Origin of the sequence: Nostoc parmelioides FACHB-3921, assembly GCF_014696625.1 — a bacterium.
GTDB lineage: Bacteria > Cyanobacteriota > Cyanobacteriia > Cyanobacteriales > Nostocaceae > Trichormus > Trichormus parmelioides.
In genome coordinates this window covers 1-15,384 of sequence record NZ_JACJQL010000102.1, presented here as the reverse complement: position 1 = coordinate 15,384, position 15,384 = coordinate 1, and the positions used below count along the sequence as shown (strand labels likewise).

The 15,384-nt window shown below is 42.9% G+C and carries 18 protein-coding genes; 15 read left to right on the top strand and 3 right to left on the bottom strand.

Going from position 1 to position 15,384, the window contains the following annotated elements; translation table 11 throughout:
• Positions 1-282: 282 nt before the first annotated feature.
• The 9 genes from H6G14_RS30690 to H6G14_RS30650 all read left to right on the top strand — a co-directional run bounded on the left by H6G14_RS30690 (position 283) and on the right by H6G14_RS30650 (position 5,343).
• On the top strand, positions 283-657 hold the full coding sequence (locus tag H6G14_RS30690) for a hypothetical protein (RefSeq protein ID WP_190572475.1): 375 nt from the start codon (positions 283-285) through the stop codon (positions 655-657).
• Positions 654-1,217 (top strand): hypothetical protein, encoded by a 564-nt coding sequence (locus tag H6G14_RS30685; RefSeq protein WP_190572473.1) that lies wholly within the window; start codon positions 654-656, stop codon positions 1,215-1,217. The genes H6G14_RS30690 and H6G14_RS30685 overlap by 4 nt, the downstream gene beginning before the upstream one ends.
• A gap of 74 nt (positions 1,218-1,291) precedes the next feature.
• Positions 1,292-1,435, top strand: coding sequence for a hypothetical protein (locus tag H6G14_RS30680; protein WP_190572471.1), 144 nt, complete (start codon positions 1,292-1,294; stop codon positions 1,433-1,435).
• Positions 1,413-1,628, top strand: a complete 216-nt coding sequence (locus H6G14_RS30675; RefSeq protein WP_190572469.1) for a hypothetical protein — start codon at positions 1,413-1,415, stop codon at positions 1,626-1,628. Before H6G14_RS30680 ends, H6G14_RS30675 begins: the two co-directional genes overlap by 23 nt.
• Before the next feature lie 39 nt (positions 1,629-1,667).
• A complete protein-coding gene (locus H6G14_RS30670; RefSeq protein ID WP_190572467.1) occupies positions 1,668-1,865 on the top strand; it encodes a hypothetical protein in 198 nt (65 codons plus the stop codon).
• An 82-nt stretch (positions 1,866-1,947) separates the two neighbouring features.
• On the top strand, positions 1,948-2,232 hold the full coding sequence (locus H6G14_RS30665; protein WP_190572465.1) for a hypothetical protein: 285 nt from the start codon (positions 1,948-1,950) through the stop codon (positions 2,230-2,232).
• On the top strand, positions 2,232-2,837 hold the full coding sequence (locus tag H6G14_RS30660; protein ID WP_190572463.1) for a hypothetical protein: 606 nt from the start codon (positions 2,232-2,234) through the stop codon (positions 2,835-2,837). The genes H6G14_RS30665 and H6G14_RS30660 overlap by 1 nt, the downstream gene beginning before the upstream one ends.
• A gap of 56 nt (positions 2,838-2,893) precedes the next feature.
• Positions 2,894-3,484, top strand: a complete 591-nt coding sequence (locus H6G14_RS30655; RefSeq protein WP_190572461.1) for a hypothetical protein — start codon at positions 2,894-2,896, stop codon at positions 3,482-3,484.
• 2 nt (positions 3,485-3,486) lie between these two features.
• The gene (locus tag H6G14_RS30650; protein ID WP_190572459.1) at positions 3,487-5,343 is read left to right on the top strand and encodes a P-loop NTPase family protein; all 1,857 of its coding nucleotides are present in this window, start codon (positions 3,487-3,489) and stop codon (positions 5,341-5,343) included.
• A gap of 63 nt (positions 5,344-5,406) precedes the next feature.
• Here the strand turns inward: H6G14_RS30650 and H6G14_RS30645 are convergent, their stop codons facing one another.
• Positions 5,407-5,646: a hypothetical protein gene (locus H6G14_RS30645; RefSeq protein ID WP_190572457.1), complete on the bottom strand. Its 240-nt coding sequence runs from the start codon at positions 5,644-5,646 to the stop codon at positions 5,407-5,409.
• Positions 5,647-5,814: 168 nt separating this feature from the next.
• On the opposite strand from H6G14_RS30645, the gene H6G14_RS30640 reads away from it, so the two are divergent.
• Positions 5,815-10,539 (top strand): NB-ARC domain-containing protein, encoded by a 4,725-nt coding sequence (locus H6G14_RS30640; protein WP_190572454.1) that lies wholly within the window; start codon positions 5,815-5,817, stop codon positions 10,537-10,539.
• Positions 10,540-10,803: 264 nt separating this feature from the next.
• Here the strand turns inward: H6G14_RS30640 and H6G14_RS30635 are convergent, their stop codons facing one another.
• Together H6G14_RS30635 and H6G14_RS30630 are read right to left on the bottom strand one after the other, a co-directional pair.
• Positions 10,804-11,136 carry a type II toxin-antitoxin system PemK/MazF family toxin gene (locus H6G14_RS30635; RefSeq protein ID WP_190572453.1) on the bottom strand — a complete coding sequence of 111 codons (333 nt, stop codon included), beginning with the start codon at positions 11,134-11,136 and terminating at the stop codon, positions 10,804-10,806.
• On the bottom strand, positions 11,121-11,315 hold the full coding sequence (locus H6G14_RS30630; RefSeq protein WP_190572451.1) for a DUF2281 domain-containing protein: 195 nt from the start codon (positions 11,313-11,315) through the stop codon (positions 11,121-11,123). Before H6G14_RS30630 ends, H6G14_RS30635 begins: the two co-directional genes overlap by 16 nt.
• 230 nt (positions 11,316-11,545) lie before the next feature.
• Between H6G14_RS30630 and H6G14_RS30625 the strand changes: the two genes are divergently transcribed.
• The 5 genes from H6G14_RS30625 to H6G14_RS34125 all read left to right on the top strand — a co-directional run bounded on the left by H6G14_RS30625 (position 11,546) and on the right by H6G14_RS34125 (position 15,286).
• On the top strand, positions 11,546-12,397 hold the full coding sequence (locus tag H6G14_RS30625; RefSeq protein WP_190572449.1) for a ParA family protein: 852 nt from the start codon (positions 11,546-11,548) through the stop codon (positions 12,395-12,397).
• 24 nt (positions 12,398-12,421) lie between these two features.
• Entirely contained in the window at positions 12,422-12,847 is a 426-nt protein-coding gene (locus H6G14_RS30620) for a carboxysome distribution maintenance protein McdB (RefSeq protein ID WP_190572447.1), read from the top strand.
• A gap of 234 nt (positions 12,848-13,081) precedes the next feature.
• Positions 13,082-13,987 carry a tyrosine-type recombinase/integrase gene (locus tag H6G14_RS30615; RefSeq protein ID WP_190572477.1) on the top strand — a complete coding sequence of 302 codons (906 nt, stop codon included), beginning with the start codon at positions 13,082-13,084 and terminating at the stop codon, positions 13,985-13,987.
• A 416-nt stretch (positions 13,988-14,403) separates the two neighbouring features.
• Positions 14,404-14,901 (top strand): hypothetical protein, encoded by a 498-nt coding sequence (locus tag H6G14_RS30610; RefSeq protein ID WP_190572446.1) that lies wholly within the window; start codon positions 14,404-14,406, stop codon positions 14,899-14,901.
• Between the two features lie 232 nt (positions 14,902-15,133).
• Positions 15,134-15,286: a recombinase family protein gene (locus H6G14_RS34125; protein WP_190572445.1), complete on the top strand. Its 153-nt coding sequence runs from the start codon at positions 15,134-15,136 to the stop codon at positions 15,284-15,286.
• The last annotated feature ends 98 nt before the right edge of the window (positions 15,287-15,384 follow it).

The following is a 15,384-nucleotide window of genomic DNA, read 5'->3' as shown; positions in this document are numbered from 1 at the left end:
CAAGATTTAGGCGTAGTCAAAGCCCTACGAAAACCAGTCTTCAAGCTGGATCTATCCCCTTTTCCTGCACCCTCTTGACAAATGTGCAATTACTTTAACCTCTCACGGATGAAGCACCGCTAACTGATTTGTGTCCACCGAGTAAGGAAAAGCTATATAAAACAACCCTTTTAGCGTGTGGAACTAACAAAATAGCAGTAACTATCAGATGCTTGTCTTACGTTTGTCAGTATCTAATGCTGACCATCAATCACTATTTGACCATTAACCAATAGATGCTCTATGAAAGCGTCAAATTCCTCACGGGGACTTGATTTAGATTCCCCTGGTCTGTTTTGCTCAAGTTATGTTACAAAATCTGAACTCGCAAGAATTCTTAACGTTGCTCGTTCAACTTTAGTCAGTTGGGACGGCATTGCACTGTACCGCATAGATAGCTATCGCCAAGCCTACCCAGTCAAGGCCGATGGCAGTACAGACCGCTCTTGTCCATTGTCACCATACCAATCTTGGTGTTTGTCCCGTATTGGTCGGGTCATGCAAAATCTCAAGTCGGCTGAACGGGTCAAGAACTATATCAAGAAGCATCCCGAAGATTTTAGCCCCGCGAAGTTTACTAGCCAATTTCATCAAGTAACCAGAGGTAATGCAGCATGAAGACACAAAACATGATTGCTATCAAAGAAGTTTGCGAACGGTTAGATATGCCAGAAGAAATTATTAGATTCTCTCTGCAAGAATCCCATCCAGATGATTTTGACAGCCTCAAAGAAATTAGCTTGGCTGAGTTTGAAACTTTGGCACAAGTCCTGAAACAGAAAGCTGAACAAGAACATAGTGAAGAAGTAGCTGCGATTGCTCCATCAACTAACAATACTCTGCCAGTGCCAGAACAACAAAAAATTATCAATGGGGCATTAAATGCACTAAATGAGTTTGCCGGAAACTACACATTAACCATTGATAAAATCACTTCCACACTAGCGTTTATCAGTGGTCAATCAGTCGTTAATAACTTTGTCCATATTCATTCCACCACAATCAGAAATGGTTTAGAAGATTACTTAGATGAGTTGGCAACTGAATTAACAACTGCTGCTCACTCCATCAAAGGAATTGATGCTAACGATTTTTTAGCCCAACGGGGAATTACCCCGAAACCACGAACTGCTCAGAAGTCATTAGAACAAATCATGAATCTGGCAGCAAATATCTAGATATTGCCTACAGATTAGCACTATCTGACAGTCGCTTTTTATCGTTGTTATTCACGATTTCAAGAGAAAGAAAAATGCACGTAATCACTGCAACTTGTTTTTATTCTGGTGTCGCTACTCTGTCTCTAATAGGTGGGATAGCAGCAGTTATTTCACCAGTCGGTGTGGGTTTATTTGCCGTAGGGTTAGCAATGTATGTCAACCAAAATCGACGCTAATAGAGACTCAAGAGAAGCAGCTTATAAGTGGCAAGCATTTCAGGTAAATCCGTTACTTTTGATGGGTTGTATTGTTGTTCCTGCGTTTGTTGGCAGCTATTTATATACCAGTTGGCAGCAAACTAAAACTCAGCAACTATCGCCTGTTATTGAGGTTCAATATTTGCCCTTTTGTCACAGTGAACGCTCTTAATCCAGACTGAGGTTTTAAAAGTATGTTTGGAGTGAAATTATGAACTACCAACCACTACCAGAATTGATTGCACAAGCCCAACAATTACTCACTCAAATCAGACAACATCCCCAATTTTTAGCACTGCAAATTGATGCAGATGTCACGATGGGCGATGTAACCCAGTTTCTCAACGCGCTGGGGTGGGAAGCAACAGCTTGTGCTGTGGATGTATCGAAGGAAGGTTTTCTTCAGTAATGGGGAGAGCGAACGCTTGACTGGACACCGAGCGTTCGCCCACCAGTGCATCGGGTACATACACTACAAGGATCTTACCAAGATGAATAACGAGAATCTATTTACCGCCGCATTAAACGCACTCACAAACAATGGATGCCCGTCAGATTTGGCACAAGAAGCAGCTTATATTGTGGCCAATGATGACCCATACCAACCAGACTTAGGCAGAACACCAGAGCAACAACAAATCATCCAAGAAACACTGCCATACTTACAATCTGGAATCTATGACCAGTTTGAAACTAACGATATCACTGATGACGCAACTAGAGACAAAGCAAACAACATCTTCACAAGATTGGAAGAACTAGGAGCATGGGAGTGATGAACCGGACAGTAAAACTCAAACTAGATGCACCCATTACCTATGCTGCTTTACACTCCCTTTCGGGCATCAGCCAAGAAACCATATTTCAAGCCCTAGACGGCAATGAGACAGCCGCCGCCACTGTAGCAGATTTCCGCATCAAACAAACTCAACGCGCCCAAAATGCTAAGGCAGTATTCGGCAACCTCTCACAAGGCTTACAGGCGACTGAAGTATTGATGGCAGAAGAAACGAAGTTTCTCATCGAGGCAGGGACTTCTATAAATCGCATGGCTGATAATTGGTCAAAAGTCAGAGTCAGTGATGCGCGTTTAGGGTACGGCTTACAGCAGAAGGTTATCGCCTCTGACAACCAATTGGGACAAGAGCAATTCCGCCACTCTAGGACGCTAAACCTACTAGGTGAATCACACCGCGCCGAACTGCGAGGAATTGAGATTGACGCAACGAAAGCGAAAACTCAACTCTGGCAGAAGGTAAACGCCAAAAAAGAGGAGTTAACACCCACAGATAAAGCCAAGGAAACTTTAAGGGACATCCACAAGCATGGTTCAGCAGCAATGCGAGGGGTGAAAGGTTTCTTTAGACGGTTGATTGACTAACAGTAAGACCCCTGGTGCTGCTTGTACCAGGGGTAAAACCATTTTGAGTGTTCCTTATGTTAACCAAAAACCAGAACCAAACACCCATCTACTTTGATGCAGAGATTGTAGACGAGCGTACACAGCATATTGAGGGCGAACACTACGACAGCGAACAGGTACAAGAACATATTGCCCAAACTGATAGCGGTGTAACCGTACTTCGTGGTATTGCTCAGGGTGCAGTGTTGGCAGGGTTTCAAGTCACATCAACGCAATCGCTGTATCTTGCCGGATGTGTGGGACTGTTCCCCGCAGTAGTGGTAGGTTTACCCGTTGGGCTTTCTGTGGCTGGGGCTTTGTGCTATCTGCGTTTTGAAAACAGTTTCATCCCCACAATCAGCGATGGCGTTCCGCCCACCGTAGGTGATCGCCAAAAGTTTGGCATTGGGGTAACTCGTACCCTAATGCTGGCTGCTAGTTCATGGAAGTTAACCGCCGATGCCCGACAGATGGACTCCATAGCCCGTAACAGCTTCTTATCCGTGACTCAACAAGTCAAGCAGTATGAGGGCATCCAAGAACCGCAGCAAGACCATTTCCCCTTGATTCTCGGCTTTACCGCAGTAATAGCCGTGATTTTCGCTTTATATTGCCGTAAGAGATAACTATGGACACCAAACCATCTGACCTAAATCAACGCTCGTACAACATACCCCCTCGTCTCAATCTCCTCATGATGGCATCGGTATTAGGCGCGGTGACTTGTGCCATTGCTGCTCACGTTGGCGACGGCATTGCAAAGAAAGAACTGTGCTTTTACCCTGAGTCGGCAAGGGTGTATGATGCACCAATTAAAGCCCTTGGCGACACAGAGCATTTATTGCTAGGTAACAAGTATTGCCGATATGAGCAGCGATCGCAAATCCCGGAACCTTACTTAAAGGCTAACCAGTACCGCACCAGCAACCCGAACTACAACCCTTGGGCCTTCCTCCAGCACGATAGCCTGTACGTTTTTCGCTCACTCCCGGCAGACAACCCGTTTAAGATTCACCTTGGATTAGGGGCGATGGTGTTGGGGGGGATTGGCTTGTGGGCCACCTCTAAGGCAAGGGATTATCTAAGCGATATCAGACCGCACTACCGCGCTACCAAACAATTTGAGGGGGTCAAGGCTAACTACTCTGTGAAACTGGGTGAACAGATCCTAGAGATGTCTGGTAATGAATTACTGAAATGCTTGCGTGGTATCAAAATCGCTGAAGCTAGACAGCAGTTTATAGCCAGCATCACCCCACAGCAAGTAACAGCCCTACTCATGGCAATGTCGGCAGAGGATTACACAGAATTTGGGCATTTACTAGATGGTGGGGCAAGCTTCGATAAGTTTGAGCAACCCCAATTACCCCACGGCCAGCCGGGAACAGTAACCGAACTTTCACAGCAGCCAGTCATCGCCAACGCTGACAAATACCAATGGATGAAAAACGCCATTGGCTACCCTGCTTTATTGTTTGGGGGCATGGGTTCGGGTAAGTCATGGACAACTAGAGAGATTGTCTGGCAGAAGGTAAACGCTCTTTGGGACGTTGTAGCTTTAGACCCTCATGGTACTGAGGTTGAATGGCGAGGCGTGAGGCTGATTACTGGCTATAGGGAAATAGCTGATTTCATGCAATGGTACATGGATGAGATGCGTTTGCGTTACGCTGCTTACCGTGAGTCAGGCATGACTGAGGAGCAGTGGACACAGCATTTAAGGGCATCTGGTAAACAGTTATCGGTGATTTGTGAGGAGTTCACCACATGGACGGATCACATTATTGAGCCGATGCCACTGGATGCGCCCGAAAACTGGAAGCCTGACCCAGATTTCATCGGTAAATGGTTTCGCTGTGCCATGACTGAATCCCGCAAGCAATTAATGATTCCCCTATTTGTCGCCCATGATCGGACGATGGAAATATTAGCCAAAGCTAAAGGGTTATCAAAACTGAGAGATGCAGCTTTATTAGAAATTGAGTTAATCGCACAAGTTGATCCAATTACTACAGAGGCTAAAGCATCGGGTATGGGGAAAATTAAACTACCCGGTCACGGTCAATGGTTGCCGATTGAACTTCCTAAACTTGACCACAAGCGGATTGATTTTCGGTTTGATAACCCAGTGCCACAGGCAAGGGAGAACCCGAATCCTCCCCAACTTTCAACAGATCACGAAACAGCCGAGCGCATCTGGCAACTGGAATTTAATTTAGATAAGCCTCCGATAGAAATAAGCCCTACCCCATCCCTAATACCACTAGCTCAATCGTTGCTGCAATACCTCCAGCGCACTGAGCGAAAATCGGCAGTCATACAGGAGATACAGCCCAACTTTAAGGTAAAAGGTCAACGGTTTAGTTCAGAGGAATTGAAGCGACTGTTTAATGAGTTGGTTGAGAATAGCCTGGCCGTCTGGCTGGATGCAAATACCATCGAAATTGCCCCTAATCAGACAGACGGACAGAACAGACAGGATTAGACAGAATCCTTATACAGCAAGGGACAGACAATACACATTAACCTTCGGCTCTATGCACCTCCCCTATTGCCACCATACTTTTTTACCGATCGCTTTTTTAGAAACGCTTTTGTCTTGTTTATCTTTCAAGGAGCGAATTTTTACCAACACAGGAATAGATTGTTGAATTATCCAGTTTAGTGCCTCAAGGGAGGACTTTCCTTGAGCAATTTGAATTTTTCCTTGTATGCCAATTAGGAAAAGCTGTACTACTAGCAACAAGGTAATAGCTTGACCTAGAATGTCTTGATGTTTATTTTGCATTTGTTTCTACCCCAAAGATTTGATACATACAGGCTCTCTTTGGGGTTGTGTCCATAAGCAAATACCCCAATCTCGCTGAAAATGGCTTAAAATTTCGATTACACAGGTTTGGGGTTGTAGTTCCGATTTGGGGTAGCCCTAAACTTTCTGCTCGATTGTTGGGATGTAATGCCAAAGACTACTTATGGGCCTCAAATTCAAAAACGAGTTAAGCGTCTTTTTGAGGCGTTGCTTGATTTTGCCGATGGGGAATTTGAGGAAAGTAGCTTTAAGATTGAATACGATTGGAAAGAAGACAGCACTAACCCCAAACTGACAGTCAAAACAACTCTAATCGCTTTGGAGTTGCTGACACAGAAAGATAAATACTCTGGTAAGTTAACTAAAGCGCAAATTAGAGAAGCTTTAAATTTGTTGAAAAGCTTCTTGGAGATACTGGACGATAACCGGATTCAAACCCAAGGTTCTGATGATTGGCACTTCACACTGAAGCTATGGTCAAGAGATAAGGCAAAAAACCTCACACAGTTTGATAAAGAATGGCAAAGCAGAAGGACTAAGAAATCTAAACTTTTAGAAGCGGACTTTCAAAAAGATGAGCCAGAAGGTCAAGATGTACCAGAATCAGTTATCTCTGAGCCACTAATTAATCAGGTAACTGAAAACTACCAGGGTATAAATGTTAAGGGTGGTAACTCTACAATTACTAACCCCACATTTGTTACTAACCAAATTGTTAATCCTTTCCCCCAAGCAGGTAAACCGTTCCAAGCACCACCATTACCTACATACTTTGTAGAACGCCCAGAGTATAGCCAAGACTTAAAAGCTCGTCTCCTCAGTAATCTAGCTTCAGACAGTCGCACTTTGGCGATCACCGCTATTCACGGCTTGGGTTCAGTAGGTAAATCAACTCTGGCAGCAGCTTTAGCACATGATAAAGAGGTACAAGCTCACTTTAGAGATGGTATTCTTTGGGCAACATTAGGTCAGCAACCTGATGTTCTCCCGTTATTGAGTGGCTGGGTACAAGCATTAGGTGACTATAACTTTAAACCCACCAGTGTAGAAGCCACTTCCTCTCATCTGAGGACTCTACTATATGATAAAGCTGTGCTTCTGGTAGTAGATGATGCTTGGAATACTGAGGATGCACGAGTATTTAACGTAGGTGGATATCGTTGCCAAGTCTTAGTTACAACCCGTGAGGCAGCGATCACCAAGGTACTTGGGGCCAGTACCTACAGCCTGGATGTCATGAAGCCAGAGCAGGCGATGGAACTCCTAACCAAAAAATTAGGACGAAACCTTACTGGCACAGAAAAACAGGAAGCTGAAGACTTAGCGAAAGCAGTTGGCAACCTTCCCCTAGCATTAGAACTAGCAGCAGTACAGGTTTGGGATGGTACTTCTTGGGCAGTTCTATTGCAAGATATTCAACAAGAAATTGCCCGATTGAAATCATTTGATGCTGCTGAAGTCAGAGATACTAATGATGAAGCTTCTTTAAAACGTCTGAGCTTGACTGCATCCTTGAATTTGAGTGTACAGCGATTACCACAAGAGGAAAAACAAAATTTTATTTGGCTGGGTATATTACCTGAAGATGCAACTATTACTCCCAAAATGACAGCAACACTTTGGAGTATGGAGGATGAACGTGATGCTTCTGATACGTTGGAATATCTGCGGAGTAAAGCCCTAGTATTAGCTGGTATGTCTCTAGTTGATGGGACAAGAATTTATCGTTTGCATGACCTCTTCCATTATCTTGCACGCAATTTGTTAACAGCTTCACCAACGCCAAAGCGTTCAGGAGATTTAGCAGGGTTAGGTATGACCCTTGCTAATGCTCACGCCACTTTTCTGGCGAAATATCGAAAAAAAGCGCAAAAAGGTTTATGGCATACTTTACCGGATGATGGTTATATCCATCAATACCTGGTGTGGCATTTAGAGAAAGCTGGACAGGGAGATAAAATTCACCAGTTGTTGCGTGAAGAGTCAAAAACTGGTGCCAATGGCTGGTATGAAGTGCGAGAGCGTCTAGGACAAACGGCAGGTTATTTAACAGATGTTTCTAAGGCATGGGATTTGGCAGAAAAAGATATTCTGGCAGAAGCAAACCTCTCTCAAGTAGTTGGTTTACAATGCCGTTATGCACTAATTCAAGCTTCTTTAAACAGCTTGGCTGCAAATTTACCAGAAGGTTTGCTTATTGCATTGGTGAAAAAAAATGTTTGGTCTCCACAGCAAGGTTTAGCTTATGCTCTGCAAATTCCAAACAATAAATATAAAGCAAATTCACTGATATCTCTAGCTGAACAATTGCCAACAACGCTAAAAGAACAAGCACTGCAAATAGCCCTTCTTACCACTAGGTTAATTCAGCCTGATTGGTATTGCGCCGAAGTTTTTAACTTGTTAGTTGATAAAGTACCAGAGGTATTACCAGAAGCCTTGGCTGTTACTATTGGAATTCAAAATGAGCAGTCTCGCGTTCGAGCCTTGAGTAACTTGGCTAGTAAATTGCCAGCAGAGTTAATCAATGAAGCCCTTGCATCTGCTAGGGTAATTCAGAATGATTACGAGCGTGTTGAAGCTCTCAGCGTTTTTGGGGACAAACTGCCAGAAGTTTTGTTAGAAGCCTTAACTTGTGCTATTTCAATTCAGGATGAGTTATATCGTTCTCTAGCTTTGAATAACTTGGCTGATAAACTGCCAGCAGAGTTAATCAATGAAGCCCTTGCTGCTGCTAGGGTAATTCAGGATGAGTCTCATCGTACCCGTGTCCTCTGTGGTTTAGCGGGGAAGCTACCAGAAGTTTTACCAGAAGCTTTGGCTTGTGTGCTAGCAATTGAGGACGAAGAAATTCGCATCTCTTTTCTGAGCAACTTAGTGGATAAACTAACACCTGAGTTTTTACCAGAAGTACTCAATGCTGCTAAGGCATTTCAGTCTGAATGTTACAGCAGTTTATTGCTTATAGCCTTAGCAGATAAACTAACACCTGAGTTTTTACCAGAAGCTTTTGCTATCGTTAGAACATTTCAGAATAATCATTATCAAGCAGAAGCTCTAATAGCATTAGTTAACAAACATTCAAAAAGATTACCGGAAGCTCTCACTGTTACTAGGGCAATAAATTATGACGTAAGTCGCACTAAAGCTCTTATATCATTATCAGAAAAACAACTAGAAATATTACCAGAGGCTCTCGCTGCGGCCAGAACAATTCAAAATGACAGCGAATGTGCAGAAGCACTCAGTATCTTAGCTAATAGAATGCCAGAGCTACTACCAGAAGCTTTAGCTGCTGCCACCAGAATTCAGGACGAATATAAACGTACCAAAGCCATCAGTAATTTAGTTGATAAACTTCCACCAGAGTTATTAACTGACGCTCTAACTAGAGTTAGGACAATTGAGGATGAGTACGAACGCGCCAAAGTGCTGATAGTCTTAGCTGAACAATTACCCGATATTTTATCAAAAGTTCTTACTGCTATTAGGGCAATTGAGTCTGAAGAATCTCGTGCCGAAGCACTGGGTATCTTGGCTGACAAACACCCTGAAATTTTGCCAGAAGCCTTGGCTGCTGCTATAGTCATTGGGAGTGAATATAAACGTGCTAATGCGCTGACTAGATTAGCCAAGAAACTACCACCTGAATTAATAAATGAAGCCCTTACTGCTGCTAGAACAATTGAGTCTGAAGATAATCGTGCTAAAGTATTAAGTGCTTTATCTTACAAGTATAACAATATTTTACCAGAAGCCTTTGCTACTGTTAGGGCGATTCAGGTTGAGTCATCTCGTGCTAATGCACTGATAGTCTTAGTAGACAAGCTAACACTAGAGTCAATCTCCGAAACTCTTTGTATTGTAAAAAAATTTAAATCTGAGAAATATCGTAATAGAGTTCTAGTTGCTTTATTGAGGATACTTCCGCCAGAATTAATGCCGCAAGCTTTTTGTATTATAAAAGAAATACAATCAGAATATTATTATACTTTGGCTCTAAGTGCGTTTGCTGAAAGAACACCAGTAGAGTTAATAAGTAAAGTTGTTGCTGCTGCTAGGATGATAAAGAATGATTATAACCGAACCTGTATTTTAATTACGTTATCTGGAAAATTACCAGAGTTATTACCTAAGGCTCTTACTACCGCTAGGGCAATTCAGAATGAGTACGAACGTGTTAAGGCTTTAATTTCTTTAGCTGATAAGCTACCAGAAGTTTTGTCAGAAGCCCTGACTTGTGCTATTTCAATTCAGGATAAGTTACATCGTTCTCTCACTTTGAAAGACCTAGCTGATAAATTGCCATCAGAGTTAATAAATGAAGCCCTTGTTGCTGCTAGGGTAATTGACAATGAGTATCACCGTACCCATGTATTGATTACTCTGTCTAATAAATTGCCAGAAGTAATGCCAGAAGCAGTTGCTGCTGCTAGGAAACTTTCGTCAGATTTCTTGCGTGCTTCTGCTCTCAGTATTTTAGCTGACAAGCTACCTGAGTTACTACCAGAAGCTCTTGCTGTGACAAAAGCAATTAAATCTGATAAAGATCGTCTCCGTCTTTTGAAAGATTTGGCAGAAAAAATACCGCCAGAGTTGTTAGGTGAAGCTCTTGCTACTGCAAGGGCAATTCAGGCAGAGTGGTCTCGTTTTGAAACTCTGAGTACTTTCGCTCCATATTTGTCACAAATACCAGCTAGTCAACTCTTGCCTATTTGGTCTGACACACTTCATCAATGTTCGGTGCGTACTCGTAATGATTTGCTGCAAGATATAGAGGCACTTGCTCCGGTCATCTTTGCGTTAGGTGGACAGACAGCAGTAGCAGAAGTCGTTTCGGCTATACTCGATATAGCAAGATGGTGGCCTTAAGAATAACTAAACTGTTTGCCCTGTCAGGGAATGCGTCACCCTAAAAATTACGGATGTCTTAACAGCTGCACTTGCCGACCAAAATGAAGATGAACCGCGTTTCTTCTATGTGGATGCCTAAGCGGGTAGCAGTTAGGTCGAGCGGAAGATAATACTTCCCCTCGACCTAACTCAATACCCAGTAGATATTTACAACCATTTCAACGGTAAGCCGATTTCTTTTGATACTTAGCTCTTCACTGTTAATTAATTTACAAAGTTTTGTTATTGTTCCAATATCTCAATTATTTTCACTATGACTTCTTCTAGTTTTTCTGGTTTGAGTTGACCTGCTTTGTAGAGAATGATTGATTCATCAGCTGTGAACAAGCGTGATGGTCGGATATTACTAATTTGATTGAGTCCACCTGTGCTAAAGTCACTATTGTCAATGCTAATAGCATATTCATCGCTCACAGTTTGACTAGTAATTTGACAGAGAATCAGGTCATTCCCTCGAAGATTAGCAACAACTAAAGCAGGTCTACGTTTAGCTTGGGTCAAGTCGGAGAAAGGGAACGGGACAATAACAACATCACCTTTTACAAATCCTGCCATGCTGCCTCTTCTTCAGGTTTGAGCCAATCTTTTTGTAGTGAAGATTCACTTAAGAGGGTTATTTCTAATTTCTCTTGTTGGTGCTTATTCTGTAAAAATTGCAGAAAATCTAACACTTCTTGTAAAAGAGGTTCTGGTACTTTTTCAATTTCTTGTAGCAGTTGTTCTTTGATTGTCATGATACGTGGCTCAATTATAAGTTGTAGTGAGGAACTGCAATATCTATATTGAACAGCACATCCACACTACTTGGGGTTTATGGTTGGCAAGTTAAGGAAAGGAAATCACACTTTAACTAAAATACAATTTTACTTTTGTACAAAAGTAAAATTGAACTATAGCACAATTGTACAAAAGTACATTAGTATATTGGTCACATTGTACTTTAGTATTTTTATGTAATTGTTCTATGCCTTATCCGCCAACAGTCGTATCCTTGGGCTTGGCTGGGGGTCAGGGAAAGTCTACGGTAGCCTTGATGCTGGGCAGGTATCTGGGTCGCTTAGGGATTCCCGTTTTGTTTGTAGATTGCGACCCTCAATCTAGCTTGACCAGTTTCTTAGGGGTACAAGTGCAGCCTGATACCCCAACCTTACTGGAAGTTCTGACACAGCCAGAAGAGAAAACAAAAATTATCGATGCCATTGCGTCCGTACCAGACGTTAAACTGGGCGACCGCATCATTAACAATAGCAACCTGTTCTTAATTCCTTCAGATGATGGTTTGGAGAGTGCTAACTATAAATTGGCCTCCAGTGGCTTAAGTCTGTTTATTTTAAGAAATCGCCTGCAACCAATTGTGAGTAATTTTGGTGTGGCAATTGTAGACCCACCCCCAGAACGTTCACATTTAGCCCAGACTTCCTTGGGTGCTGGTGACAGGTGGGTGATTCCAGCCGAGTCAAACGTCAAGGGAGTGCAATCCCTGTTGCGGACTATGGAATTAATTAAAGAATTTAAACCAGCCCTACCTTACGGTGAACTAATGGGTGTAGTGCCGTTTCGCGCACGCTGGACTGGTTTGCATCCCACAAACGCTACTAAAACCAGCATCGATACCATGCAGCAGTTAGTGGGGGATGAGTTGATGTTGCCGCATATCTTAGAATCCGATGTATTCAAAAATGCCATTAACCAACGGGTTGCACCAACAGACTTAGGACAGCCAAATCTGGAATATGCGATTCATGTCCTAGCTCAACGACTCAAGCCAGCTTTGACAGAAGAATATGCCAAATTAATTAAGAGTGAACCAGTGTAATAAATTTTACTATGAGGTGAAAAGATGAATATCCTAGATGAAATTAGAAATAGAGCGGTTGCACCAACAGTTGCACCACGAGAAGATGTATTAGCTCCACAACAGCTTTCTTCACCAAAAAGCGATGTTGATGTAACCTCGACTGCTGATAGCTCCGTTTCGGAACTCACAAAATTGGAAGAGCAACTAGCCAACTTCCCGGAAATTGCCCCTAGAGTACCTGTACGCTTGGAAGCTGCAATCAAGCAAGAACTCGATGAACTATGCAACGAAGAAAAAATCACAGTTGAAACGCTTTTGGAAGCTTTTTATGTTACTTGCAAAGAAAAAGATTCAGTCATGAAACAAGTCATAAAAGAAGCCAAAAAACGGCTCAAGAGTCGCAAAGAAGCAGGTAATATTCGCTCTAGCATGACTCGTTTAGCTAACTTGGCCAAAAAATTAAAGTAGCAATCAGTCAAATAGCTGACACAGACACAATATCTAGGAATAGAGAGCCTTCTGGCGGAAATAGGTGTAGAGAAAAGTACTTCACGCAATTCTTAGAGGTTAAAAGGCTTGTGGTTACGGCACATTTAGAGGAGGATCTATTTCAAAGCATCTATCAGACAGGCCGTGAACCACGCGATCGCATCCGATTTTAGCCCAGAGTCGCTGGCGTTAAATCAACCAGTACCGCTAACAATGCACCCAGCTGAAGTGTACCTTAACAGTCTTGGTGAAGGTTCGCGGCGAACTATGCGGGAGGCGTTAAATGCGATCTCCCAACTGCTAACCAGTGGCACTTGTGATGCAAGCACCTTGGATTGGTCAAAGTTGCGTTACCAGCACACGGCTGCGGTCAGGTCAGTGCTGATGGAAAAATACAGCCCAGCGATGGCGAACAAAATGCTGTGTGCGTTGCGGCGGACGCTTAAGGAAGCTTGGCGGTTGGGGTTGATGTCCACAGATGAGTATGGACGAGCATCTGATATTGAGTCTGTGCGGGGCCAGAGTTTATTGAAGGGGCGCTCCCTTGATACCGAAGAAATTGTTGCGCTGTGGTCAGATTGTATTCAAGATGACTCAACATTGGGTCGCAGAGATGCGGCACTGCTGGCAGTTTTGACGGTAGGGTTACGCCGCAGTGAGGTAACATTTCTTGATTTGAGCGATTTTAAGCCGCGCACTCGGTCATTAACAATACGGGAAGCTAAGGGGCGTAAGGAACGAATTGTCTACTTACCCGAAGCTGGTGTGCAAGCTGTTACTGATTGGCTGCTGATTCGGGGTAAAGAACCAGGGCCGCTTTTTTATCCTTTAAATAAGGCAAATAAAATTATTCCAAAACGGATGAGTGAGCAGGGTGTATTACGAGCTTTGCAACGACGTGGGGAAAAAGCCGAGGTGGATGCCTTTACACCCCATGATTTTAGAAGAACTTTTATCGGTAATCTATTGGATGCGGGTGCAGATATCGTTACGGTAGCTAAACTTGCAGGTCATGCGTCGCCAAGTACGACTAGTAAATATGATAGGCGGGGGGAAGCGGCCAAGAAACGGGCGATTGATTTGCTGAATGTACCTTATAGCAGGCGGAAAAACCGTTAATTTTACTAGGATAAACACTCACATCAATATCATATTGAGTTAACTGGAGCTAAAGAGCTTTTAGCACCTGAAATCAAGCATTTTTAGGAAAATAGTAGTAAATTTACGATAGTAAATTCACTGATACTGCTAAAATAAGTTTAAATGCTGTTATAAAAATTTGTACAGTGACCAATTAAATTGCGTTGAGACAAGTTCGTGTCATCAAGTTAAGCCTTATCCACTTTAGGTTGGCAAGAATTTGTGTTGATACAGCTTGTAAGTTCCTTGTGCTGCTTCTAAGCTTCATGCTAGAGAGTTCAAGCTTCACGCCCTTGATGACATTAATTTGGCACAACGACAAATAAATTTCACTGTATAACAATCAAGGACTAGGACTAACGGTTGAATTGAATCTTAATTACCTGTGAAAATATATGTCAATCTGGTCTTTACTACTTATCATTGCTTGTGCTGGAGCAGTTGGTGGGTTGATCAACGCTCTTCTATCTGATAATGGTTTTGTTCTGCCGCGAACCGAAAAAATTAACAATGGAAACAGCATCATAAGACCTGGTTTCATTGGCAACGTCCTCATTGGCGCTATTTCTGCCGCTATTTCGTGGGGGCTTTATGGGCCGATGGCATATTATGTAATTGCCGGCAGTCCTAATCTAAATCAAAATCCAGTCGAGTCGTCTGGCATTACCCTTTCATCATTAGTGGGTGCTGTGTTGGTCGGTGTGGGTGGAGCGCGCTGGCTTACAAATGAAGTTGACAAAACCCTTCTCAAAGTAGCTGCTAGTGAAGCAGCTAGTAAAGTAGCTAGTTCATCTGAAGAAAAAGAAGAAGCTAAAAAAATTGTTTTTTCGTCCCCTTCCAAAGTTCTGAATATCGTGAGATATAAAGTAGGGGTAAGCGTTAACAGGATTTGAAACGCTACACATAGCTATCTATTTAAGAAAAAAAATAAGCAACAGATTTTTCGTCCCCAGATAAACCCTTATTTAGTAATGACTTGGGAAGGTACGACCGCGCAAAGATTTTGTGCGGCTGCTGATCTTGCCCCTTGTGACAGCTTCGCTATATTTAGTCCTACTGGGTATAAAACTGCTCAGAAGGTTCTCAATCGTTTCATTACTGAACTAATCGGTTCAGTTTAGCTGTTTGGGGAATTCGCCAACGGTATCGGTATCTCGGTGGCTACCCATTGTAGACTTACTCAATCGTAAACAGGTCGCTTTGCACGTCCTCGACCAGAATCTTGATACTTCAAATGCAACTGAACGACTTCTGTTCAATATGCTTGGTGTCGGGTAAGGAGGCATACGTCGCCGTATCCTCCTCCCCTAAGAACCGGACAAGATTGTTACCAATCATCCGGCTCAAGCCTCGGCTTACCAGAACGTCTGCAATAA